Consider the following 23,503-nt stretch of genomic DNA (forward strand, 5'->3'; position numbering starts at 1 on the left):
GGCACCTTCTCCCCGCCTGCGGGGCGAAGGGATATGCCGCACCGCCTTCCTTAACCTCGACGCTGCGTTTGGCACGTCCCCTCTCCCCGTTTTTACGACGAGAGGGTTAGGGTGAGGGGCAAACACACGCGAAATGCCTATTAAGCTCTTTCGAAACCGCGCGCCACTTCCCAATCGGTGATGCGGCGGTCGTATTCTTCCTGCTCCCATTCGCCGGCGCGCGTATAGTGGTCGATCACGTCGTCGCCGAAGGCCTTGCGCAGCATCGCCGATTCCGTCATCGCCGCCGTGGCCGCGCGCAGCGTGCGCGGGATCTCGCGAACGCCCTTGCCGCCATAGGCGTCGCCGACAAAGGGCGCTTCGAGTTCGAGCTTGTTCTCGATGCCGTCAATGCCGGCGGCAAGCAGCGCGGCGAAGGCGAGATAGGGATTGAGATCGGAGCCGCCGACGCGGCACTCGATACGGATACCCTTGGTCTCTTCGCCGCACAGGCGATAGCCGGCGGTGCGGTTGTCCTTGCTCCAGATCGCCTTGGTCGGCGCAAACGTGCCGGCCATGAAGCGCTTGTAGGAGTTGATGTAGGGCGCCAGGAAATAGGTGATCTCGCTCGCATGGGCGAGAAGCCCGGCAACGTAATTATGCATCAGCGGCGACATGCCGTATTTGCCGGTATGGTCGAAGAACAGCGGCTTTTCCTCCAGGCTCCAAAGCGACTGGTGGATATGCGAGGAACTGCCGGCAGCATTGTAATTCCACTTGGCCAGGAAGGTGATGGCCTTGCCCTTCGACCAAGCAATCTCCTTGCAGCCGTTCTTGATGATCGCGTGCCGGTCGGCCATGGCGAGCGCATCGGCGTAGCGCACGTTGATCTCCTCCTGGCCGGCCGATGCCTCACCCTTGGAGTTCTCGACCGGAATGCCGGCGCCCTGCAGCCCGGTGCGGATCGCCCGCATCACCTCTTCTTCCTTGGTGGTCTGGAAGATGTGGTAGTCCTCATTATAGGCGCTGACGAGCTTGAGGTTGCGGTAGCCGGAAGCCTGCGCCGCCTCGTAGGTCTGGTCGAACAGGAAGAATTCGAGCTCGGAGGCCATGTAGGCCTTCATGCCCATATCCTCGAGCCGCTTCACCTGCTTCTTCAGGATCGCGCGCGGCGAGTGGGCGACCTCTTCGTGCGTATGATGATCGAGCATATCGCAGAGCACCAGCGCAGTGCCTTCGAGCCAGGGAATACGACGCAGCGTCGCAAGATCCGGCTTCATCGTATAGTCGCCGTAGCCCTTCTCCCAGCTCGTCGCCTTGTAGCCGGAGACGGTCTCCATCTCCATGTCGGTGGCGATCAGGTAGTTGCAGCTGTGCGTTTCCTTCCAGGCGCTCTCGACGAAATATTCCGCCTGAAAACGCTTGCCCATCAGGCGGCCCTGCATATCCACCTGGCAGGCCAGAACCGTGTCGATGCGCCCTTCGGCAACATCCTTCCTGAGATCGTCGATTGTGTAGCTGCTGCTCATGATAGTTCCGCCTGAATTGGGATTGAGAAAATCGGGGCAACGAAATCGCATGCGCTCGGCCGGACTTTGCGGCCCGATGCCTTTTCGTTGAACCGGTGATGGGGCCGCAGGATGCGGCCCCGCCATTTGAGAGGGAAGCCTCGATGCTTAGTTTTCGCCGCTTTCGCCGACGGCTGCTTCGGCGGCCGCGATCTCGGCCTGACGCTTTGCCACTTCCGCACCGATCGGCGGCCCTTTGAAGCGGCGGCTTTCGAAGCCGAACCAGACGATCGCCGTCAGCACCAGGAAACCGACGGTGATGTAGAGCGCCCATTCGTTCGGCGGCTGAATGCCGAGGATGAAGATCAGGATCATCGCGATGACGGTCAGCACGGCAAAGAGCTTGAAGACGCCTTCGCCGAGGTTCCACGGCCCCATCTTGTCCCACTTCGACGTGCCCCAGGCGAACAAGCCGAGCGTGATCGGGATCGCGAAGGAGAAGAACAGGAAGATGACCGTGCACGAGACGACGATCGTATAGACCGGCGTGTCACCAATCGTAGCGAGCGAGGAGCCCCAGACGAACAGAACCGAGAGGATCGAGCCGGTCCAGATCGCAGCCACCGGCGTGCGGTACTTTGGGCTGACTTTCGACAGGACCTTCGACGCCGGCAGACCGCCGTCACGCGAGAAGGCGAAGATCATGCGCGAGACCGAGGTAACGGTCGCAAGGCCACACAGCCACTGGCTGACGAGGATGGCAAGATAGAGAATGTCCTTGACGATCGGGTTGACCTGGCTGTCCATCGCCCAGAAGAACACGTTCCAGCCCTGCTTTGCCGCATCATCCATATTCGGCAGCATGAGCACGAAGGCGCACAGCATGATATAGCCGAAAAGCGCCGACCAGAGCACCGAGGCAACCATGCCACGCGGCACCGATTCGGCAGCTTTGACCGTCTCTTCCGACGTATGCGCCGAGGCATCATAGCCGGTAATGGTGTAGATCGGCAGCAGCAGGCCGAGAAGGAAGACCCAGGCGCCCGAGGTGGAAGGCCAGACGTTGCCGCCGACTTCGCCGGAATAGTTGGCGAAAGTGAAGAGACGGCCGATCTCATAGGAGGGCGCTGCGATGAGGCAGACGGCCGACAGCGCGATAGCGGTCGCGAAGATGAGATAACCCGAGAAATCGGTCAGCTTCGCGGTCAGTCCGATGCCCATGTGGTTCACGAGCGCCTGCGCGCCGGTGATGACCACGAGGAAGATGATGCGCACCGTCGTCGTGTCGGTCAGCCCGAGATAGCTGGTGCCGAACGAACCCATGAAGAAATAATAGGTGCCGACATTGATGGCGCCCAACACGGTGACGAGACCGAGCAAGTTGAACCAGGCGGTCACCCAGCCGGTGAAGCGGTTTCCGAGGATCGAGCTCCAGTGATAGAGGCCGCCGGCCGTAGGATAGGCCGAGCTGATCTGCGCCATGCCGATGGCGAAGACGAGCGAGATGAAGCAGCCGACTGGCCAGCCGATGCCGATGGCGGCGCCGCCGGCACCCGAGGTCGCCTGCGCCAGCGAATTTATGCCGCCGGAGAGAATGCAGATGATGGAAAATGAGACGGCAAAGTTCGAAAACGAGCTCATGCGTCGTTCGAGTTCTTGGGCATAACCCATGGAATGCAGGATGTGCACATCCTGCTTCTTGTCCAGTTCGGTATAATCCGACATGACTTCCCCCTGTTCACGATCGGCCGCGGAATTGCGGGCCGATTCAGTGCCAATTGTCCGCGGCATTTGCGCCATGCGGACGTCCGCAGTTAAACTGCTCCCTCGGGTCTTCTATTTATGTCAGGCGTCCAGACTTTGCTGGAGCAGCCCTTTCAGATAGTCGGCCATGACCCCTTGGCCGATATCGTCTGCGATGAGGTCATTGCGGACCTCGATCATCACATTGCGCAAGCCGTTCGACAGCCCGTGCAGGATCAGCGTGTGGGTCACGCCGTCCTCGGGCCCGTAAGGCTCGTTGCGTTCCACCCTGTAAAGCGGCGCCTCGGCCGCAGCCGCCAGCATAAGGTCGGCAAGCCGGCTGTCCTCATCGTGCAATATGCCGAGTTCGACGGCGCGTTCGCGGCCGTGATAGACCGGCGTAAAGCTGTGCATCGTCACGATGATGCTGTCCTGTGCCCTCGCCCGGCGATCGCGGATCAGCCCGCGAATGGCGTCATGGAAAGGCACGTAGAGCGAGTCGGTGCGCGCAAGTCGTTCTTCGGGGCTCAAATCCTTGTTGCCGGGAATGGCGTAGATCTCGCTGGTCTCCGGCATCGCGCCGGGTGAACTGGGCGGTCGGTTGCAGTCGTAGATAAGCCGCGAGAACCTCTGGTAAACGAGCGTCGCGTCGAGCGCTTCCGATATGCTGCGGGCGACCGCAAGCGCGCCTGGATCCCAGGCAATGTGACTGGAGAGCGCTTCGCTGGGCAGGCCGAGATCGCCGAAAACGACTGGAAGCGCATTCGAAGCGTGCTCGCAGATGAGAAGCACCGGGCTCCGGCCGTGGATACGTTCGATCCCGACGCAGTCACCGTCCGCTTCACTGAGGATTTTCGGCCGGGCCAGCACCAAAGGCGCCACTCCTTATCCCTTAACAAATTCTTGATGAAGAAAAGAATTCTTCAGGTTTCGGCCGGTGTCAAGCATCCACTGAAAATTTCTTTTCATGACAGTGGTTGACATGGATTATGACAGCGTTGTTAACTTTGAGTGGGAAAGTGGCGCCAGACCATCCCGGGGAGCATAGTTACGTGACAGTTGCGTCGAAGACGGTTTCGGACGTCATACACTCGCATTTGGGGGTGTTGACGCGCGCCGAGAAGCAGTTGGCCGAAAGCCTTCTCGACAATTATCCGGTTTCCGGCCTCGGCAGCATCACTACGATTGCCGAGAATGCCGGCGTCTCGACGCCGACCGTCGTGCGCATGGTGCAGAAGCTCGGCTTCAAGGGCTATCCGGACTTTCAGGCGCATCTGCATCAGGAAGTCGAGGCGACGATCTCGAACCCGATCGCCAAGCACGACCGCTGGGCGCAAAATGCGCCGGGCACCCACATTCTCAACCGTTTCGCCGATGCCATCATGGGCAATCTGCGCCAGACGCTGACCGATCTCGATACCGCGACTTTCGACAGCGTCGCCGCGCTGCTTTCCGACCGCAAGCGCGGCCTTTATTTCGTTGGTGGCCGCATCACCGGCGCGCTTGCCGAGTATTTCTTCACCCATATGCAGGTGATCCGGCCGGCAACGACGCTGCTATCGTCGAATTCCAGCAGCTGGCCGCAATATGTCCTCAACATGAATGCCGGCGACATCCTGATCATCTTCGACATCCGACGCTACGAGCAGGAGATGGTGAGCCTTGTAACCGCCGCCCGCAAACGCGGCGCCGAAATCATCGTCTTCACCGACCAGTGGGGCTCGCCGGCCGCCAAGCTCGCCAGGCATGCCTTCCGCGTCCGGATCGAGGCGCCGTCGGCCTGGGATTCCTCCGTGGTCACCCTGTACATCGTCGAAGCGCTGATCGAGGCCGTTCAGAATTCGACCTGGGACGAGACGAAGGAGCGCATGAAGACACTGGAAGGCCTGTTCGAGCAGACCAGGCTTTTCCGCAAACCGGGTTAGGAGGACAAGACTAAAACAAAAGAAAAACAATGACGGATTTTTCGCGGAAACAGACGGCGTTGTCGCAAATAAAACATTTGCCACAACCACCGCTATTCACAGCAGAATTAACGTCATCCAACTGTCACACAAGCTTCATGTAATCTCATTAACAGCATCGCCAGACACTGAAAACCCGAAGGAGAACAACAGTGATCTCTAACATTTCTCGACTACTGTCGCTTTCTACTGCGATGATCGTGGCTTCGACCGCGATTGCCGCTGCCGAGCCGAGCGCTGAACTTATCGCCGCCGCCAAGAAGGAAGGCACCCTGACGACGATCGCTCTTCCGCACGACTGGTGCGGCTACGGCGAGGTCATTGCCGGCTTCAAGGCCAAGTATGGCCTCGAGGTCAACGAGCTCAACCCAGATGCGGGTTCGGGCGACGAAGTCGAAGCCATCAAGGCCAACAAGGGCAACACCGGCCCGCAGGCTCCTGACGTCATCGACGTCGGGCTCTCTTTCGGCCCGTCCGCAAAGAAAGACGGCCTGATCCAGCCTTACAAGGTCTCCACCTGGGACTCCATCCCGGATACCGCCAAGGATGCCGAAGGCTACTGGTACGGCGATTATTACGGCGTTCTCTCGTTCCTCGTGAACAAGGATCTCGTCAAGGAATCGCCGGCCGATTGGGCCGATCTGAAGAAGAGCGACTACGCAAACAGCGTCGCCCTCGCGGGCGATCCGCGCGCCGCCAACCAGGCTGTCCAGGGCGTCTATGCCGCTGGTCTTTCCGCATCCGGCGGTGACGCGGCCAAGGCAGGCGAAGAAGGCCTGAAGTTCTTCGCCGAATTGAACAAGAGCGGTAATTTCGTGCCGGTCGTCGGCAAGGCAGCTCCGTTCGCCCAGGGCTCCACGCCGATCATCGTTGCCTGGGATTACAACGCCCTCTCCTGGGGCGAAAGCCTGAAGGGCAATCCTCCGTTCGAGGTCGTCGTTCCGAAGACAGGCGTCGTTGCCGGCGTCTACGTCCAGGCGATTTCCGCCTTCGCTCCGCACCCGAACGCTGCGAAGCTCTGGATGGAATACCTCTATTCCGACGAAGGTCAGCTCGGCTGGCTGAAGGGCTATTGCCACCCGATCCGCTTCAACGATCTTGCCAAGAACAACAAGATCCCGAAGGAACTGCTCGATAAGCTGCCGCCGGCTGCATCCTATGAAAAGGCTGTCTTCCCGACGCTCGAAGAACAGTCTGCTGGCAAGGAAGCCATCACCAAGAACTGGGATTCCGTCGTCGGCGCCGCCGTCAAGTAATCTCTGATCCGGCCTCCCCGCCGCAAGGCGGGGAGGTTTTCTCACTCCGACGCCCCAGGATGAGCTTTTCCATGAGCACCGTTTCAACGCCTATGGTGCGCAGTGCCCCCTTGATCAACAGAGATCGCGTGATCGACTGGCTGGGCATTGCACCATTCATCATATTCTCCCTGCTGTTCCTGATCATCCCCACGCTTTATCTCGTGGCGGGCGCATTCCTGACGCCCGAGGGCGATTTGACGCTGAAGAATATCGGTGATCTCTTTACCCCATCCATCATGAGCGCCTACTCGATCAGTATCCGTGTGTCGGTGGCGTCGGCTCTGGGCGGTGCGCTGATCGGCTTCTTCCTCGCCTGGGCCGTCGTGCTCGGCGGCCTGCCCGCCTCCGTGCGCTCGACGCTGCTGACCTTCTCCGGCGTCGCCTCGAATTTTGCCGGCGTGCCGCTCGCCTTCGCCTTTCTCGCAACGCTCGGCCGCACCGGGCTTGTGACGATTTTCCTGCGTGAATGGTTCGGTTTCAATCTCTACGGCACCGGCTTTAATCTCCTGTCCTTCTTCGGCCTCACCATCACCTACATGTATTTCCAGATCCCGCTGATGGTGCTGATTCTGACGCCGGCCCTCGACGGTATGAAGAAGGAATGGCGCGAAGCCTCGCAGATTCTTGGCGCCACCAACCGCCAGTACTGGACGATGGTCGCGCTGCCGATCCTTTGGCCGAGCCTGCTCGGCACGACGCTGCTGCTCTTCGCCAACGCTTTCGGCGCCATTGCCACCGCTTTCGCGCTGACCGGCAGCTCGCTGAACATCGTGCCGATCCTGCTCTATGCGCAGATCCGCGGCGACGTTCTGCACAATGCCAACCTCGGTTACGCCATCGCGCTCGGCATGATCGTCATCACCGGCGTCTCCAACGTCCTTTATCTCATGCTGCGCATGCGCGCAGAACGGTGGCAGAAATGAAAGCTCAGCGTCTCGGAGCCTGGATCGCCGTCATTCTAGGTGCATCCTATTTCGTCATCCCGTTGATCGGCACAATCGAGTTTTCATTGCGCATGCGCCGCGGCGAATACAGCCTCGATGCTTATGAGTCGGTATTCTCCGACATTCAGTTCCGGGAGACCTTCGGCTATTCGATGCTGATGGCGTTGCTCACCATCGTTTTCGGCATGCTGCTCGTCGTGCCGACGGCCTATTGGGTGCGGCTGCGGCTGCCACAGATGCGTCCGGTCGTCGAATTCATCACGTTGCTGCCGCTTGTCATTCCGGCGATCGTCATCGTCTTCGGATACCTCAGGATGTATAATTCTTCATCCTACCTGCCGCTGACGGGTTCGACGACCGGCACCAACATCCTGCTGGTCTTCTCCTATATCACCCTGTCCCTGCCTTATATGTACCGCGCCGTCGATACCGCCATGCGCGCCATCGACGTCCGCACGCTGACGGAAGCGGCCGAAAGCCTCGGCGCCCGATGGACGACCATCATGTTCAAATGCATTTTTCCCAACGTCATGAGCGGCGTGCTCTCAGGCGCTTTCATCACGCTCGCGATCGTCATGGGCGAATTCACCTTTGCCGCACTTCTGAACCGTCCGGCCTTCGGTCCCTACCTGCAGCTCGTTGGCGCCAACAAGGCCTATGAGCCTTCGGCGCTTGCCGTCATCGCCTTCTCGATCACCTGGCTCAGCATGGGCCTGCTCAACATCGTTTCCCGCGTCGGCAAAGCCCGCCCGGCAAAGGCTTAAGGTATCTGGCTCATGTCTTTTCTCACGCTGAACAACATTCAAAAATCCTTCGGCCCGGTTCAGGTCGTCAAGAACTTCAACATGAACATCGAGAAGGGTGAGTTCGTCTCATTCCTCGGTCCGTCGGGCTGCGGCAAGACGACCGTTCTGCGCATGATCGCCGGCTTCGAAACGCCAACCGGCGGCACGCTGACCATCAACGGCAAGGACCAAAGCGCGCTGAAGCCGAACCAGCGCAATATCGGCATGGTGTTCCAGGCCTACGCACTCTTCCCCAACATGACGGTACACGACAATGTCGCCTTCGGTCTCAAGGTCGCCGGTGCCCAAAAGCCTGAGATCGACGCGCGCGTCAAGGAAATGCTCGGCCTGATCAAGCTCGATCACCTGGCCGACCGCTTCCCCTATCAACTGTCGGGCGGCCAGCAGCAGCGAGTAGCCCTTGCCCGTGCGCTCGCCGTCAAGCCGCAAGTGTTGCTGCTCGACGAGCCGCTCTCCGCACTCGACGCCAAGATCCGCGTGTCGCTGCGCGAGGAAATCCGCCAGATCCAGCAGCAGCTCGGCATCACTACGGTCTTCGTCACCCATGATCAGGAAGAAGCCCTTTCGATCTCCGACCGCATCGTCGTCATGAATGCCGGCAAGGCCGACCAGATCGGTTCGCCTTTCGAGATCTACAACACGCCGGCGACGCGCTTCGTCGCCTCCTTCGTCGGCACGCTGAACCTCATCGAGGCCAAAGTCGTCGATCCCGATACCAACCGCATCCAGATCGGCGATCAGGGCATAACGCTGAAGCAGTCGGTCGCTGCCCACAAGGCCGGAGAAACCATCTCGCTGGCGCTACGCCCGGAAGCCGGCTCGCTCTCCGACAGCGTCAAGAGCGACACGGCGCTGACCGGCCAGGTCGTTTCGGCCCACTTCCTGGGGTCGGTCATCCGCACCCGCATGAATGTCGGCGGCAACGTCATCTCCTTCGACATGTTTAACAGCCCGGGCACCACCCCGCCGCAGGCCGGCGAAACGGTAACCCTGCGCTTCATGGCAGCCGACCTGCTCATCATCCGCGACTAACCAGCGTAGCGCGATCTCGCCCGGAAGGCGCCGCCGAAGCGGCGCTTTTTTTTGATTTCAGGCCGGCCGACCTGTCAGCAAACGTGATGCAGCCATCACCGCAAAGCACTTGAACTCTGCCAGCTCAGTGCCAGAAGTTGAGCGAACCAAATGCGCCGGGTAGCCCTCTGTCCGGCAGTTTACGCGATAGGATATGTCAATGATTACCTGCCACCTGCGTTATGTGATCGATCCTTACAAGCTTGCCGAATTCGAGGAATATGCCCGGCTCTGGATTCCGATCGTCAACAGAATGGGCGGCACCCATCACGGTTATTTCCTGCCGTCCGAAGGCGCCAGCAACATCGCCATTGCGCTGTTTTCCTTCCCGAGCCTTGCCGCCTACGAGGACTATCGCGCACGTATGGCAAGCGATCCGGAATGTCAGGCGGCTTTTGAGCTCGACAAACGCAACCGCAGTATCGTCAGCTATGAACGCAGCTTCGTGCGGCCCGTGCTCGGCTGAGCGAACCGCGCGCGATGGGAAATGAAACCCCCGTCAGGCTGGCTGGCGGGGTTTTTCGTTCTGTCATGCGCTTAGCGGATCGCCTGGTCGTCGACATCGAAACGATGCACGTGCGCCTGGTCCGGTGTTGCATAGACCATCTCGTCCGGCTCGTACTGATGCTCGCCAAACAGACGTGCGGTCAGCAGGCCGCACTGGTCGGATTCCAGATAGATGATCGTGTCCGCGCCGAGATGTTCGACATGCACGACCTTCGCAGCCCAAGTCCCCTGCTCGCGCGACAGCGTCATATGTTCGGGACGCACGCCGATCGTCTTGGCGCTGTGATCGCCGACCTTCTCGGCCGCGATGAAATTCATCTGTGGCGAGCCGATGAAGCCGGCGACGAAGACATTGGCCGGGCGTTTATAGAGTTCCATCGGCGAACCGATCTGCTCGATCGCCCCGGCATTCAGGACAACGATCTTGTCGGCAAGCGTCATCGCCTCGACCTGGTCGTGGGTGACATAGATCATCGTCGCCTTCAGGCTGCGGTGCAGCCGGGCGATTTCGAGGCGGGTCTGGACGCGCAGCGCCGCATCGAGGTTCGACAGCGGTTCGTCGAACAGGAAGAGTTCCGGTTCGCGCACGATCGCACGGCCGATGGCGACGCGCTGGCGTTGGCCGCCGGAGAGCTCGGCCGGCCGGCGCGCGAGATAGGGTTCCAGCGAGAGCATGCCGGACGCCTTGCCGACACGCCTTTCGATCTCATCCTTGGCGGTGCCGGCCTGCTTGAGCCCGAGCCCCATATTGTCCTTGACCGTCAGATGCGGATAGAGCGCATAGGACTGAAACACCATGGCGATGCCGCGCTTGGCCGGCGGCGTCAGCGTCTCATCGCGGCCATTGATGATAACGGCGCCTGACGTGACGTCTTCGAGGCCTGCAATGCTGCGCAACAGCGTCGATTTCCCGCAGCCCGAAGGCCCGACGAAGATGACGAATTCGCCGTCCTTGACCTCGAGGTCGATGCCTTTCAGCACTTCATGCGTGCCATAGGTCTTGCGGATGGATTTGAGTTGAAGCGATCCCACTGTCTTTCCCTTACAATCTGACCGGCTGGCCGGTACGCACGCTCTCGTCGGCGGCAAGGCAGATGCGCAGCGACGCCACCGCATCCGCCATATGGCGGTCGAGGTCCAGATCCTCGCGGATCGCCCTCAGCATGAAGGCCTGTTCCAAGTCGCAGAGTTCCTGATGGCCGGGTTCGCCTTCCATCGTCATGTCCTGGTCGGGCCGGATGAACTTGCCGTCAGGCCCGGTCTCTGCCGTGTGCAGCCGGATCACCGAGGTCTTGGTGTGCGTGTCTATATCGTCGGACTTGGCGTTCGGATCCATGACGATCGACACGGCGCCCTTCGGCGACATCACATCCTTCACGAAGAAGGCGGTTTCCGAAATCATCGGACCCCAGCCAGCCTCGTACCAGCCGACGGAACCATCCTCGAACAGCACCTGGAGGTGACCGTAATTATACATGTCGGCGGCGATCTCGTGGGACATGCGCAGCCCCATGCCGCGCACCTCGACGGCCCTCGCGTCAGTGATCTGGCACATGACGTCGACATAATGCACACCGCAATCGACAATCGGCGAGGTCGTGCGCATCAGAGACTTATGCGTCGCCCAGGTCGGGCCGCTGGACTGCTGGTTGAGGTTCATGCGGAAGACGTAAGGCGGGCCGAGCTTGCGCGCCTCTTCGATCAGCTTCATCCAGGAAGGGTGATGGCGAAGGATATAACCGATCACCAGCTTGCGCCCGGCCTTCCCGGCCGCAGCAACGACGCGCTCGGCATCGGCGACGGTGGTCGCCAGTGGCTTTTCAACGAAGACGTCGCAGCCGGCCTCGAAGGCGGCGACGGCATAATCGGCATGGCTGTCGGAATAGGTGTTAATCGAGCAGAGGTCCGGTTTCAGCTCGGCCAACGCCGTCGTGAAGTCGGGATGGATCGTATAGCCCTGCAGCTCGGGCTCCAATTGCGGCGTCGAGCGGTTGACGAGACCGACGATCTCAAAGCCCGGATTGTTGTGATAGGCGAGCGCATGGCTGCGGCCCATGTTGCCGAGGCCGGCAACGAGGACGCGGATCGGTTTTTCGGTCACTTGACGGCTCCTGACGTGATGCCGCGGATCAGTTGCCGCGAGAAGATGACGTAGAGGACGAGGATCGGCAGGATCGCCAGCGACAGCGCCGCCAGCACCGCATTCCAATTGGTGACGAACTGGCCGATGAAGATCTGCGAGCCGAGCGTCACCGTCTTGGTGGCCTCGGAGGGCGCCAGGATCAGCGGGAACCAGAGATCGTTCCAGATCGGGATCATGGTGAAGACCGCGACCGTCGCCATGGCCGGGCGCACCAGCGGCAGCACCAGGCGGAAGAAGATCGCATATTCGGAAAGCCCGTCGATGCGGCCGGCATTCTTCAGATCGTCCGACACCGTGCGCATGAACTCCGACAGGATGAAGATCGCCAGCGGTATGCCCTGCGCGGTATAGACGAGGATCAGCGCCGTCAGCGTATTGACGAGGCCCGCCGCCACCATGCCCTGGAGGATCGCCACCGTGCCGAGGCGGATCGGGATCATGATGCCGATCGCCATGTAGAGCCCAAGCAGCATATTGCCGCGGAAACGGTATTCGGAAAGCGCAAAGGCCGCCATGGCGCCAAAGAGCAGCACCAGCAGGATCGAGACGATCGTGACGATGAAGCTGTTCTGGAAATAGGTGGCAAAATCGCCCTGCCCGAGCACTGTCTGATAGCCGACGAGGCTGAAGGTTGACGGCGTCGGGATCATCAGCGGCTCGCGGAAGATCGAGGCGCGATCCTTGAACGAGTTGATGACGGTGAGAAAGACCGGAAACAGCGCGACCAGAGTATAGGCGCTCAGCGCCAGATGCACGAGGCCGGTGCGGATGGGAGATGTGCGTGCCTTGGACATGCCCGCTCCTCAGAACTGGTAGCGACGCATGCGCCGCTGGATGACGAATAGATAAAGCGAGACGCCGGCGAGGATGATGAGGAACATCACCGTGGCAATCGTCGCGCCCATCGAGCGGTCGCCGAGCTGAAGCTGGAAACCGAAGAAGGTGCGGTAGAGCAGCGTGCCGAGAATGTCGGTCGACATGTCAGGTCCGGCAAGCGCCCCCTGCACGGTATAGATCAGGTCGAAGGCATTGAAATTGCCGACGAAGGTCAGGATCGAGATGATGCCGATCGCCGGCAGGATGAGCGGCAGCTTGATTTTCCAGAATTGGGCCCAGCCGGTGATGCCGTCGCATTCGGCCGCCTCAATCACCTCTTCGGGAATGCTGAGCAGTGCGGCATAGATCAGCATCATCGGAATGCCGATATATTGCCAGTTCGAGATCAGCGACACCGCAATCAGCGCCGAACCGGACTTGCCGAGCCAGGGTGCGAACAGGAATTTCAAACCGATGAGATCGAGCATCCAGGGCGCCACGCCCCAGATCGGCGAAAGGATGAGCTTCCAGATGAAGCCGACGATGACGAAGGAGAGCAGAGTCGGCAGGAACATCGCCGTGCGATAGAAGGCGACGCCGCGCAGCTTCGGCACCGAAAGCAGGGCGGCAAGCGCCACCCCGATCGGGTTCTGCACGCACATGTGGATGGCAAAGAAGATCAGGTTATTGACAAGGGCATTCCAGAAATCGCGCGCCCAGCGCGCATCGCCGAACAGCACCTTGAAATTCGCCAATCCGACGAAGGCCGGCTGCCCGTCGACCGTATTGTAGAGCGACAGCCGAAGAGTTTCGATGAGCGGCAGCACCATGACCGCCGAATAGACGATCAGGGCCGGCAGCATGAAGACGAAGATGTGCCAGCGCACCGCGCGCCTGATCGGGACGATATCGGCCGTGTTGTCGGTTTCGCTCATGGCTTTTGCCTGTTCTTGTCGACTGGCCGCAAGGGCAGCACAGGTGGAAAACGTTGCGCCTCACCCTAACTCTCTGCCACCTGGGAAGAGAGGGAACACGCCCTGTTGAGATGCTATATCGGGCTGGGAGGTCGCTGCGAGTCTCCTTCTCCCCGCGAGCGGGGAGAAGGTGGCCGGCAGGCCGGATGAGGGGCTGCAAACGCCGCCCCTGATCACATCACTTGGCCGGCTTGTACCAGCTGTCGAGGCCCTTCTGGAGCTTTTCGGCAGCAACCGCAGGCGTATCCGTGCCGTTGATCACATTGGCCGATTCGACCCAGGTCTCGTTTTCGAGGTTCGGCGTGCCGCGCGACAGGATCTGGTAAGTCGAGCGCACCGTCGACTTGTACGGGCCGCGCCAGGAAACGAATTCCTGAGCGAGCGGATCGGACATCTTGACTGGGTTGGAGTTCAGGCTGAAGAAGCCCGGCAGCGCGTTGGCGTAAATATCGGCAAACTCAGGCGAAGCGACCCAGCTGAGGAACTTCTTGGCTTCCTCGGCATGCGTGCTCTTGGTGTTCAGAGCGACACCGATATCCGGATGGTCGGAGATGTAGCCCGTGTCGCCGGCCTTCGGAACCGGCGGCGGGAAGGCGCCCATCTTGAACTGAGCCTGGCTGTTGAACAGCGAGATTTCCCATGAGCCGGCCGGATAGATCGCGGCACGACCGAGCGTGAACAGGTTCTGGCTGTCGGAGTAGGTCTGGGCTTCGAAGCCGTCGCCGAGATACGGCTTCCACTTGGCAAGCTCTTCATAGGGCTTGACCCAGTCGGCATCCGTCAACTTCTGCTTGCCGGAGATCAGAGCCGCGCGGCCGTCCTCACCCTTCCAGTAGTTCGGTCCGATGTTCTGGTAGCCCATGGTAGCGGCTTCCCAGAGGTCCTTCGTGCCCATGGCGAGCGGAATGTAGGTGCCGTCGGCCTTGATTTTGTCGAGCGCTGCGTAGAACTCGTCCTGGGTCTTCGGCACAGAGATGCCGAGCTTGTCGAAGGCATCCTTGTTGTAGATGAAGCCGTGGATGACAGAAGCCATCGGCACGCAGAAGGTCGACTTGCCGTCGTCGGTGCTCCAGGCGGCCTTGGCGACCGGCGAGAAGTTCTCCATGCCAGGCAGGCTGGTAATGTCAGTGAGCTGCTTCTTGTTGAAGAGTTCGAGCGAGGCATCGAACGGACGGCAGGTGATGATATCGCCTGCGGAGCCTGCATCGAGCTTGGCATTCAGCGAGGCGTTGTATTCGGTCGGCGCGGTCGGCGAGAAAACGATCTTGATGCCCGGGTTCTTCGCTTCGAAAGCCGGGATGATCTTTTCCTGCCAGATCTGCAGGTCGTCGTTACGCCAGCTTTCGACCGTCAGCGTGACGTCGGCGGCGTGGACGAGGCCCGCTGAACTCAGCAGACTGGAGGCAAGCAGCAGGCTTTTCAGAGCAGTGTTTTTCATTTCCCTCTCCTGTTTTAAGCGCCGCGAAGCGCTGTTTTCGATCTGAAACAAGCAATTGGCGTGTTTGAGGTAACACCCAACGCCCCTTGGAGGACCGCCAGCAATGCCGGTCCCGAAAGCTCGACGGACACGAAGGCGGACGCCTGCGGCCGAACTGCGCGCCTTCCCGGCGACTGCACCGGGGTGGCGAAATGGCGGGGAAAGCCGATGGATGGCCGAATTCGCCCCCAGCTTGATGGGCCGGGGGTCGTTCTCTCGATCATCCTCGAAGCGTTTCCGGCTTGACTTAACTGCCGGTTTTCGTGGGCTTCGAAGTGCTGTTCCCTTTTGCCGAATTAATGCCAAAAAAATACCAATTGTCCAGCCGAAATTAACTTTTCGGCCTGATAAAACTCATTAAAAAATTTAATCTAGCAAAATCAATATGATAAAAAGATTGATTTTTCACGTCATTCCCACTTGGTAAATGGTATTTTTTTGGTATTGTATTAAAAAACATAGGGAACGGCATATTCGGAGGCCCGATGACGGAGCTTGCAATCGGCATAGACGGCGGCGGAACGAGCTGCCGGGCCGCAGTCGCGGACAGGAACGGCAATGTCATCGGCCGTGGCAAAGCCGGCCCTGCCAACATCCTGTCGGATCTGGAAAACTCCCTTCTCAATATCGTCGAATCCGCCCGGCAGGCGCTAGGCGATGCCGGGCTTGCCGCTGAAACCATTTCCTCCGTCGCAGCCGTCGTCGGCGTCGCCGGCGCCAATGTCGGCGATTATGGTAGACGAATCGAAAAGGCCCTGCCTTTCACCGAAGGCCGCGTCGTCACCGATGCGCTGATCGCCCTGCAGGGGGCGCTCGGCGATGCCGACGGCATCGTCGGCGCCTTCGGCACTGGCTCGGTCTATAATGCCCGCAGGGGTGGCCGACTGAACGGCATCGGTGGCTGGGGTTTCGTCGTCGGCGACCAGGCAAGCGGTGCCCGCCTCGGCCGCGACCTCCTGGAACAATCGCTGCTCGCCCATGACGGGGTGCGCCCGGCATCGCCGATCACCGAAGCGGTCATGACCCAATATGGCAACGATCCAGAGCGCATCGTCGAATTCGCCCATTCGGCAAGACCAAAGGATTTTGCCCGTTACGCACCGATCGTCTTCGAACATGCGGCCAAGGACGATGCCGTTGCAGTTGGCATCGTCACGGATGCGGCAACGGCTATCGGCGAAAGTCTCGAAGCACTGCTCTGGCCCGAATGCCCGTCGATCTGCCTGCTCGGCGGCCTTTCCGAAGCCTACGAGCCCTGGCTATCCGAACGCTACAGGTCCCTGCTTGCCAAGCCAAAAGGCGATGCCCTGCAGGGCGCGGTTGAACTTGCAGTCAAGCTCTTGAACGACAGGCAGAGGGGTGCGGCATGACCGACGACCTCGCCACCCTCCTTTCCCTGGAGCGCCTGCAGGCAGCCGGCACAGGGCCGCTCTACGTCAAGCTGCGCCGCACGCTCGAAGGAGCCGTGCGCACCGGCACGCTTGGTCACGGCGATGCGCTGCCGCCGGAACGCGACATCGCCGAATTGGCCGCCGTCAGCCGCGTCACCGTGCGAAAGGCGATCGACGAACTTGTCGCCGACGGCCTGCTGGTGCGCCGTCACGGTTCGGGCACTTTCGTCGCCAAGCCGGTCTCCAAGGTCGAGCAGCGCCTGTCGCAGCTCACCTCCTTCACCGAGGACATGGCGCGCCGCGGCATGTCCTCCCGCTCCGAATGGCTGCATAAGGGCATCCACACCCCCTCGCCCGACGAGATGATGATCCTTGGCCTCGGTACCGACGTCAAGGTTTCGCGCCTCTCGCGCCTGCGCATCGCCGACGACCAGCCGCTGGCGATCGAGAACGCCAGCGTTTCCGGCGAATTCCTGCCCGATCCCTCAGCCGTCACCAATTCGCTCTATGCCGAGCTCGAACGCCTTCAGGTCCGACCCGTGCGCGCCGTGCAGCGCATCTCGGCAACCAATATGAAGGAAGCCGACGCCCAGCTTCTCGGCGTCTCCGCGGGTGCGGCCGGCCTGTCGATCGAGCGCATCTCCTATCTCGGCTCCGGCCGCGCCGTCGAATTCACCCGCTCGCTCTATCGCGGCGATGCCTATGACTTTGTCGCGGAACTGACGATCGCGGTGACGTAAGCCCTACCAGAAGCGGGCGATCCAAAGCTGATTTCCGACAAGATTATCAAAGATCGCATCGGCGGAGATAAGTGGTATTCCATTCTGCATGGCGGTCGCGGCAAGAAACCGGTCGAACGGATCGCGATGTGTCCAATCCATCATGGCTGCGGTCAGACAGATTTCCGGTGTCAATGCCGCGGCAATGCCACCCTGTTCATGCAGCAGTTCCGGCAACCGGCCGATGAAAGGCTCCATCTCCGGCCACTTGCGGAGACGAACCTTCTGCCCGATTTCAAATAGGGATATTGGGCTGACGAAAATCGTCTCCGCCTTTTCGATCAGAGCGATCGCCTTGGCCGAGAGCCGCTCGTCGCCGGTCAGCGACCATGCCCAGGCATGGGTGTCGAGCAGAAGCGAGTTCACTCGCCCCCTTCCCAAGCCGCAAGTTCGCCCTGATCTATGGGCTCAAAAAAGTCGGGTCCATTTCCAACAACTTGCCCCTTGAGCAGCCCGATCTTGAAGGAAGACTGCACAATCGGAATGATCTTCACGACAGGCTTGCGCCCCTTGGCGATCACCACTTCCTCACCGGAAAGGGCGGCGTCGATCAATTTCGACAGATTGGTCTTTGCGGCATGGATGGTAACCTGCATCGTCGCCCTCATTAGCTAACTTGACTAAGTATACCGCCTCATCGTCAATTCCGCTATCAAATTCAACCAGCCTGAATGCGGGTAATTATTGAGCCGCATCAAAATCATAAAGCCGGAAGGTGAATCCCTTCCGGTTTTCATTTATTGAATCAATCTCTGAGGACGCCGCCCTAAGCGACCGTGAAGACTCGGCAATCAGGCCGCGTCTTCGATCTGCTCGTCCGTCTTGCGCGGCACGTAGTTCAGCACCGGCCCGAGCCAGCGCTCGACTTCAGACACCGCCATCTGCTTGCGGGCCGCATAGTCTTCCACCTGATCGCGCTCCACCTTGGCGACGCCGAAATAATAGGAGTCGGGATGGCCGATATAGAGGCCCGAGACCGAGGAACCCGGCCACATCGCATAACTCTCCGTCAGCTTTACGCCGGCCGCTTTTTCAGCATCGAGCAGCTTGAAGAGTGTCGCCTTTTCGGTGTGGTCAGGCTGGGCGGGATAACCGGGCGCCGGGCGGATGCCGGCATAGGCTTCGGTAATGAGATCCTCCTTGCTGAGCGTCTCGTCCTTGGCGTAGCCCCAGTATTCGCGCCGCACCTGCTCATGCATGCGCTCGGCAAAAGCTTCGGCGAAGCGGTCGGCCAGCGCCTTGACGAGGATCGAGGAATAATCGTCGTTCGCCCGTTCGAAACGCTCGGAGATGGCAATTTCCTCGATACCCGCCGTCACCACGAAGCCGCCGACATAATCCTGAACACCGCTTGTGACAGGCGCCACGAAGTCGGAGAGCGCCACGTTCGCCCGCCCGTCCCGCTTCGAAAGCTGCTGGCGCAGCGTATAGAAGGTCTCAAGCTCGTGCTTCCGGCTCTCGTCCGTGAACAGTCGGATGTCGTCACCGACGGCGCCGGCCGGCCAGAAGCCGATGACGGCGCGTGGGCGGAACCACTTTTCATCGATGATCTTCTTCAGCATGGCCTGCGCATCGGCCCAGAGCGCACGCGCCGCCTCGCCCTGCTTCTCGTCTTCCAGAATGGCGGGGTACCGGCCGCGCAGCTCCCAGGTCTGGAAGAACGGCGTCCAGTCGATATATTTGGCAAGCTCGGCCAGATCATAATCCTCGAACACCCGTGTGCCGAAGAATTGCGGCTTCACCGGCCGGTAGGCAGACCAATCGACCTTATGCGCATTCTCGCGAGCCCGGGGCAACGGCAAGCGCACCTTCTCGGCCTCGCTGCGCGCATGGGCGGCCGCCACCTTGGCATATTCGGCGCGAATGTCGTCGACATAGGCCTGGCGGTTCTCCGGTGACAGCAGGGCCGAGACGACGCCGACGGCGCGGCTCGCATCGGTCACGTAGATCGTCTGCCCCTTGTTGTAGCCGGGATGGATCTTCACGGCCGTATGCACGCGGCTGGTCGTTGCCCCGCCGATCAGCAGCGGGATCTCGAAGCCCTGCCGCTCCATTTCGGCCGCGACATGCACCATCTCGTCGAGCGACGGCGTGATCAGGCCGGAAAGGCCAATGACATCGACCTTTTCGGCAATCGCCGTTTCGAGGATCTTCGTCGCCGGCACCATGACGCCGAGGTCGACGATCTCGTAATTGTTGCAGGCAAGCACGACGCCGACGATGTTCTTGCCGATATCGTGCACATCGCCCTTGACCGTCGCCATCAGGATCTTGCCGGCCGACCGGCGTTCCTCGCCGCCATTGAGGCGCTTTTCCTCTTCCATGTAGGGCAGCAGCACGGCCACCGCCTGCTTCATCACGCGCGCCGACTTGACCACCTGCGGCAGGAACATCTTGCCCGAGCCGAACAGGTCACCGACGACGTTCATGCCGGCCATCAGCGGCCCTTCAATGACGTGCAGCGGCCTGACAGCCTGCTGGCGCGCCTCCTCGGTATCGGCCTCGATATATTCGGTGATGCCGTTGACCAGCGCATGTTCGAGACGCTTCTCGACGCTCCATTCGCGCCAGGAAAGATCCTGGACGCGGCCTTCGCGTGCCGCGCCGCCACGGAATTTCTCCGCCACTTCGAGCAGCCGCTCGGTACCATCAGGCCGGCGGTTCAGCACCACGTCCTCGCAGGCCTCGCGCAGCTCGGGATCGATATTATCGTAGACGGCAAGCTGGCCGGCATTGACGATGCCCATGTCCATGCCCGCCTGGATGGCGTGGTAGAGGAACACGGCGTGCATCGCCTCGCGCACCGGCTCGTTGCCGCGGAACGAGAAGGACAGGTTGGAGACGCCGCCCGAAATATGCACCAGCGGCATGCGCTCGCGGATCGTCCGCGTTGCCTCGATGAAGTCGACGCCGTAATTATTGTGCTCTTCGATGCCGGTCGCGACCGCGAAAATATTCGGATCGAAGATGATGTCCTCGGGCGGATAGCCGATCTTTTCGGTCAGCAGCTTGTAGGCGCGTGTGCAGATATCCACCTTGCGCTCGTAGCTGTCCGCCTGCCCCGTCTCGTCGAAGGCCATGACGACGACGGCGGCACCATAATTGTGCAGCAGCCGCGCCTGGGCGAGGAAATTCTCCTCGCCTTCCTTCAGCGAGATCGAGTTGACGATCGGCTTGCCCTGGACCCGCTTCAGGCCGGATTCGATGATCGAGAATTTCGACGAGTCGATCATCACAGGCACGCGGGCAATGTCAGGCTCGGCGGCGATCAGGTTGAGGAACTCGACCATCGCCTTTTCGGAATCGATCAGCCCCTCGTCCATGTTGATGTCGATCACCTGGGCGCCGTTCTCGACCTGGTCGCGGGCGACATCGAGCGCTGCGGTGAAATCGGCATTGGTGATCAGCTTGCGGAAGCGGGCCGAGCCGGTGACGTTGGTGCGCTCGCCGACATTGACGAAAGGGATGTCCTTCGTCAGCTCGAAGGGTTCGAGACCCGACAGCGACATGAACGGGCGATGCTCGGGAATCGGCCGTGGCTTGTATTTCGCAACGGTCTCGGCGATTGCCTTGATATGCTCGGGCGTCGAGCCGCAGCAGCCGCCGACGATGTTGACGAGGCCCTCGCGGGCGAAGCCGTCGATCTGCGCCGCCATCAGCTCCGGGGTTTCGTCATACTGGCCGAATTCGTTCGGCAGGCCGGCATTCGGATAGGCGCAGATGAAGGTGTCGGCAACGCCCGAAAGCTCCTGCAGATGCGGGCGCATCGCATTGGCGCCGAGCGCGCAGTTGAGCCCGATCGTGAAGGGATTGGCATGGCGCACCGAGTTCCAGAAGGCAGATGGCGTCTGGCCGGACAGCGTGCGGCCGGAAAGGTCGGTGATCGTGCCCGAGATCATCACGGGCAGGCGCACGCCCTTGGCCTCGAAGCGCTCCTCGCAGGCGAAGATCGCAGCCTTGGCGTTCAGCGTGTCGAAGATCGTCTCGATGAGGATGATGTCGGCGCCACCGTCGATCAGCCCGTCGATCTGCTCGCCGTAGGCGGAACGCAGATCGTCGAAGGTCACGGCGCGAAAACCCGGGTTGTTGACGTCAGGCGAGATCGAGGCGGTACGGTTGGTCGGCCCAATGGCGCCGGCGACGAAACGGCGGCGGCCGTCCTCGCGCTCGGCGCGCTGTGCTGCCCGCCGCACGATTTCGGCGCCTTCCTTGTTGAGGTCGTAGACTGCACCTTCCATCTCGTAATCGGCCTGCGCGATGCGGGTCGAGGAGAAGGTGTTGGTCTCGAGAATATCGGCGCCGGCCTTGGCGTATCTGTAATGGATCTCTTCGATCGCGTCCGGTTGGGTCAGGATCAGGAGGTCGTTATTGCCCTTCTGGTGACAGGCGCAGCCGATGAAGCGCGTCCCGCGAAACTGGTCTTCGTCATAGCCCAGCCCCTGGATCTGCGTACCCATGGCGCCGTCGAGAACAAGGATGCGCTCGCTCGCGGCTTGTTTCAAAGCTGCGAAAACTTCACTGCCGTCACGTTTGCCCGTTTCCGGACCAAAGAGATTGTCAAACACGGGAGGGCTCCTTGACGTCGTAAGACCAGACAGTCCAAATCACATAAAGATATCTTTATGTCAATATATGCCGATCGATTTCGTGCTTTGCAAGTCTACAGCGCCGCGCGTCTATTAAGACACGCAAAGGACGCTGCAGCAGTTTGAATCTTCGCATCGTGCTTTTTGAAAATCGACCCCGATTTTCCAGCCGATGCGATAGCCAGATGACAGGCTTGCCCGACCTCTATATAGGCGTTTGCGACGCTTGTGCACGAAATCGGAGGAGCATCATGGCACCCGCAACCGGCAACGCCGTGCTTGGAAACTGGACGACCCGCGCCTATCATCGCGGCTGGCTGCTGACCCAGGCGAACGGTCTCTTCGATTTCTTCCAGCACAATTCGGTCAATCCCAAGGGCGGTTTCTACGATCTCGACGACGCCGGCAGGCCTCTCGACGCCGAGGGCCAGGTTCGCGGCATCCATATCGCGGCGCGCGCCGTGCATTGCTTCTCGATCGGCGCGCTGCTCGGCCGCCCCGGCGCTGCAGATGTCGTCGACCACGGCATGGACTATATCTGGAACCATCATCGCGACCGGAAAAACGGCGGCTATTTCTGGTCGCTCAACAATGACGGACCCGTCGATTCCAACAAGCAGGGCTATGGCCATGCTTTCGTGCTGCTCGCCGCCTCAGCCGCAAAGACGATCGGCCATCCGCTTGCCGACGGCATGCTTGATGATATCACCAAGATCCTCAACACGAAGTTCTGGGAAGAAAAGCACGGCGCGATCGCCGAGGAATTCACCGCCGACTGGCAGCCCCTCGATGGCGGCGCCTATCGCGGCCAGAACTCCAACATGCACCTGACCGAAGCGCTGATGGCGGCCTTCGAAGCCACCGGCGACGGGGACTATCTGTCCAAGGCCGAAAGCATCGCCGATCTCGTCATCCGCCGCGTCGCCGGCTCCGTCGACTGGCGCGTCGCCGAGCATTTCGACGCCGAATGGAACCTCGACAAGACTTACTACCATCCGAACGAAATGTTCCGCCCGGCCGGCACGACGCCCGGCCACTGGCTGGAATGGGCCCGCCTCATCCTGCAGCTCTGGGCGCTCGGCGGCAAACGGATCGAATGGATGCCGGATGCGGCCAAGGCCCTCTTCGCCCAATCCATGGCGCTCGGCTGGGACAACGACAAGGGCGGCTTCTTCTACACGCTCGATTGGGAAGACAAGCCCGCCAAGCGCAACAAGCTCTGGTGGCCAGCCTGCGAAGCTGCGGCCGCTGCACATTTCCTCAACGAGCATCTGCCGAGCGATTTCCATGAAGAGAGCTATCGCCAGATCTGGAACGTGATCGAGCGCGCCTTCATCGACCATAAGAACGGCGGTTGGCACGAGGAACTGACGGAAGATCTCGTCCCCTCTCACTCGCTCTTCCCCGGCAAGGGCGATATCTATCACGCCCTGCAGGCCTGCCTCATCCCGCTCTTCCCGGCAACGGGCAGCCTGACGAAGGGCATCACTGAGGCTGGCGGCAGGATCTGAGGCCGA

General features: G+C 60.7%; 20 protein-coding genes. 9 read left to right on the forward strand and 11 right to left on the reverse strand.

Annotated features, from left to right (window positions below; translation table 11 throughout):
• Nucleotides 1-140 precede the first annotated feature (140 nt).
• From AC245Y_RS15065 to AC245Y_RS15075, 3 genes are all read right to left on the reverse strand, one after another.
• Complete coding sequence (locus AC245Y_RS15065; protein ID WP_012758322.1) at nucleotides 141-1,508, reverse strand: glutamine synthetase family protein; 1,368 nt, start codon at nucleotides 1,506-1,508, stop codon at nucleotides 141-143.
• 147 nt (nucleotides 1,509-1,655) lie between these two features.
• The gene (locus tag AC245Y_RS15070) at nucleotides 1,656-3,212 is read right to left on the reverse strand and encodes an amino acid permease (protein ID WP_026157428.1); all 1,557 of its coding nucleotides are present in this window, start codon (nucleotides 3,210-3,212) and stop codon (nucleotides 1,656-1,658) included.
• Between the two features lie 120 nt (nucleotides 3,213-3,332).
• A complete protein-coding gene (locus tag AC245Y_RS15075) occupies nucleotides 3,333-4,103 on the reverse strand; it encodes an N-formylglutamate amidohydrolase (protein ID WP_012758324.1) in 771 nt (256 codons plus the stop codon).
• Nucleotides 4,104-4,282: 179 nt separating this feature from the next.
• Here AC245Y_RS15075 and AC245Y_RS15080 point away from each other — a divergent pair, with 179 nt between their 5' ends.
• From AC245Y_RS15080 to AC245Y_RS15105, 6 genes are all read left to right on the forward strand, one after another.
• Nucleotides 4,283-5,155, forward strand: a complete 873-nt coding sequence (locus AC245Y_RS15080; protein WP_012758325.1) for a MurR/RpiR family transcriptional regulator — start codon at nucleotides 4,283-4,285, stop codon at nucleotides 5,153-5,155.
• Nucleotides 5,156-5,346: 191 nt separating this feature from the next.
• Nucleotides 5,347-6,450 (forward strand): ABC transporter substrate-binding protein, encoded by a 1,104-nt coding sequence (locus AC245Y_RS15085; RefSeq protein WP_012758326.1) that lies wholly within the window; start codon nucleotides 5,347-5,349, stop codon nucleotides 6,448-6,450.
• 71 nt (nucleotides 6,451-6,521) lie between these two features.
• The gene (locus AC245Y_RS15090; RefSeq protein WP_003561109.1) at nucleotides 6,522-7,415 is read left to right on the forward strand and encodes an ABC transporter permease; all 894 of its coding nucleotides are present in this window, start codon (nucleotides 6,522-6,524) and stop codon (nucleotides 7,413-7,415) included.
• Nucleotides 7,412-8,200, forward strand: coding sequence for an ABC transporter permease (locus tag AC245Y_RS15095; protein WP_012758327.1), 789 nt, complete (start codon nucleotides 7,412-7,414; stop codon nucleotides 8,198-8,200). Before AC245Y_RS15090 ends, AC245Y_RS15095 begins: the two co-directional genes overlap by 4 nt.
• Before the next feature lie 12 nt (nucleotides 8,201-8,212).
• A complete protein-coding gene (locus tag AC245Y_RS15100) occupies nucleotides 8,213-9,274 on the forward strand; it encodes an ABC transporter ATP-binding protein (protein ID WP_012758328.1) in 1,062 nt (353 codons plus the stop codon).
• Nucleotides 9,275-9,473: 199 nt separating this feature from the next.
• On the forward strand, nucleotides 9,474-9,779 hold the full coding sequence (locus AC245Y_RS15105) for an NIPSNAP family protein (RefSeq protein WP_017994745.1): 306 nt from the start codon (nucleotides 9,474-9,476) through the stop codon (nucleotides 9,777-9,779).
• A 71-nt stretch (nucleotides 9,780-9,850) separates the two neighbouring features.
• Here AC245Y_RS15105 and AC245Y_RS15110 read toward each other — a convergent pair whose 3' ends face one another.
• From AC245Y_RS15110 to AC245Y_RS15130, 5 genes are all read right to left on the reverse strand, one after another.
• The gene (locus AC245Y_RS15110) at nucleotides 9,851-10,852 is read right to left on the reverse strand and encodes an ABC transporter ATP-binding protein (protein WP_017994746.1); all 1,002 of its coding nucleotides are present in this window, start codon (nucleotides 10,850-10,852) and stop codon (nucleotides 9,851-9,853) included.
• Nucleotides 10,853-10,862: 10 nt separating this feature from the next.
• On the reverse strand, nucleotides 10,863-11,876 hold the full coding sequence (locus tag AC245Y_RS15115) for a Gfo/Idh/MocA family protein (protein WP_050563540.1): 1,014 nt from the start codon (nucleotides 11,874-11,876) through the stop codon (nucleotides 10,863-10,865).
• A 41-nt stretch (nucleotides 11,877-11,917) separates the two neighbouring features.
• Nucleotides 11,918-12,757 (reverse strand): carbohydrate ABC transporter permease, encoded by an 840-nt coding sequence (locus tag AC245Y_RS15120; RefSeq protein WP_012758332.1) that lies wholly within the window; start codon nucleotides 12,755-12,757, stop codon nucleotides 11,918-11,920.
• Nucleotides 12,758-12,766: 9 nt separating this feature from the next.
• Nucleotides 12,767-13,714, reverse strand: coding sequence for a carbohydrate ABC transporter permease (locus AC245Y_RS15125; protein WP_017994748.1), 948 nt, complete (start codon nucleotides 13,712-13,714; stop codon nucleotides 12,767-12,769).
• Nucleotides 13,715-13,931: 217 nt separating this feature from the next.
• Nucleotides 13,932-15,191 (reverse strand): ABC transporter substrate-binding protein, encoded by a 1,260-nt coding sequence (locus AC245Y_RS15130; RefSeq protein ID WP_017994749.1) that lies wholly within the window; start codon nucleotides 15,189-15,191, stop codon nucleotides 13,932-13,934.
• 524 nt (nucleotides 15,192-15,715) lie between these two features.
• Here AC245Y_RS15130 and AC245Y_RS15135 point away from each other — a divergent pair.
• Together AC245Y_RS15135 and AC245Y_RS15140 are read left to right on the forward strand one after the other, a co-directional pair.
• The gene (locus AC245Y_RS15135; protein WP_017994750.1) at nucleotides 15,716-16,600 is read left to right on the forward strand and encodes a glucosamine kinase nucleotide-binding domain-containing protein; all 885 of its coding nucleotides are present in this window, start codon (nucleotides 15,716-15,718) and stop codon (nucleotides 16,598-16,600) included.
• Nucleotides 16,597-17,361 (forward strand): GntR family transcriptional regulator, encoded by a 765-nt coding sequence (locus AC245Y_RS15140; protein ID WP_017994751.1) that lies wholly within the window; start codon nucleotides 16,597-16,599, stop codon nucleotides 17,359-17,361. The genes AC245Y_RS15135 and AC245Y_RS15140 overlap by 4 nt, the downstream gene beginning before the upstream one ends.
• A 3-nt stretch (nucleotides 17,362-17,364) precedes the next feature.
• On the opposite strand, the gene AC245Y_RS15145 is transcribed toward AC245Y_RS15140, so the two are convergent.
• The 3 genes from AC245Y_RS15145 to metH all read right to left on the reverse strand — a co-directional run bounded on the left by AC245Y_RS15145 (nucleotide 17,365) and on the right by metH (nucleotide 21,965).
• Nucleotides 17,365-17,766: a type II toxin-antitoxin system VapC family toxin gene (locus AC245Y_RS15145; protein WP_017994752.1), complete on the reverse strand. Its 402-nt coding sequence runs from the start codon at nucleotides 17,764-17,766 to the stop codon at nucleotides 17,365-17,367.
• Nucleotides 17,763-17,996, reverse strand: a complete 234-nt coding sequence (locus tag AC245Y_RS15150) for a type II toxin-antitoxin system Phd/YefM family antitoxin (RefSeq protein WP_003541516.1) — start codon at nucleotides 17,994-17,996, stop codon at nucleotides 17,763-17,765. The genes AC245Y_RS15145 and AC245Y_RS15150 overlap by 4 nt, the downstream gene beginning before the upstream one ends.
• A 195-nt stretch (nucleotides 17,997-18,191) precedes the next feature.
• Entirely contained in the window at nucleotides 18,192-21,965 is a 3,774-nt protein-coding gene (gene metH / locus AC245Y_RS15155) for a methionine synthase (protein ID WP_017994753.1), read from the reverse strand.
• 272 nt (nucleotides 21,966-22,237) lie between these two features.
• Here metH and AC245Y_RS15160 point away from each other — a divergent pair, with 272 nt between their 5' ends.
• Nucleotides 22,238-23,497: an AGE family epimerase/isomerase gene (locus AC245Y_RS15160; RefSeq protein ID WP_012758339.1), complete on the forward strand. Its 1,260-nt coding sequence runs from the start codon at nucleotides 22,238-22,240 to the stop codon at nucleotides 23,495-23,497.
• Nucleotides 23,498-23,503: the final 6 nt, after the last annotated feature.

This window comes from Rhizobium sp. SRDI943 (assembly GCF_057653695.1).

Coding starts and splice junctions, on each gene's coding strand:
- AC245Y_RS15065 (WP_012758322.1), bottom strand. CDS start 1,508: ATGAGCAGCAGCTACACAATCGACGATCTCAGGAAGGATGTTGCCGAA.
- AC245Y_RS15070 (WP_026157428.1), bottom strand. CDS start 3,212: ATGTCGGATTATACCGAACTGGACAAGAAGCAGGATGTGCACATCCTG.
- AC245Y_RS15090 (WP_003561109.1), top strand. CDS start 6,522: ATGAGCACCGTTTCAACGCCTATGGTGCGCAGTGCCCCCTTGATCAAC.
- AC245Y_RS15095 (WP_012758327.1), top strand. CDS start 7,412: ATGAAAGCTCAGCGTCTCGGAGCCTGGATCGCCGTCATTCTAGGTGCA.
- AC245Y_RS15100 (WP_012758328.1), top strand. CDS start 8,213: ATGTCTTTTCTCACGCTGAACAACATTCAAAAATCCTTCGGCCCGGTT.
- AC245Y_RS15105 (WP_017994745.1), top strand. CDS start 9,474: ATGATTACCTGCCACCTGCGTTATGTGATCGATCCTTACAAGCTTGCC.
- AC245Y_RS15115 (WP_050563540.1), bottom strand. CDS start 11,876: ATGGGCCGCAGCCATGCGCTCGCCTATCACAACAATCCGGGCTTTGAG.
- AC245Y_RS15120 (WP_012758332.1), bottom strand. CDS start 12,757: ATGTCCAAGGCACGCACATCTCCCATCCGCACCGGCCTCGTGCATCTG.
- AC245Y_RS15125 (WP_017994748.1), bottom strand. CDS start 13,714: ATGAGCGAAACCGACAACACGGCCGATATCGTCCCGATCAGGCGCGCG.
- AC245Y_RS15130 (WP_017994749.1), bottom strand. CDS start 15,191: ATGAAAAACACTGCTCTGAAAAGCCTGCTGCTTGCCTCCAGTCTGCTG.
- AC245Y_RS15135 (WP_017994750.1), top strand. CDS start 15,716: ATGACGGAGCTTGCAATCGGCATAGACGGCGGCGGAACGAGCTGCCGG.
- AC245Y_RS15140 (WP_017994751.1), top strand. CDS start 16,597: ATGACCGACGACCTCGCCACCCTCCTTTCCCTGGAGCGCCTGCAGGCA.
- AC245Y_RS15150 (WP_003541516.1), bottom strand. CDS start 17,996: ATGCAGGTTACCATCCATGCCGCAAAGACCAATCTGTCGAAATTGATC.
- AC245Y_RS15160 (WP_012758339.1), top strand. CDS start 22,238: ATGGCACCCGCAACCGGCAACGCCGTGCTTGGAAACTGGACGACCCGC.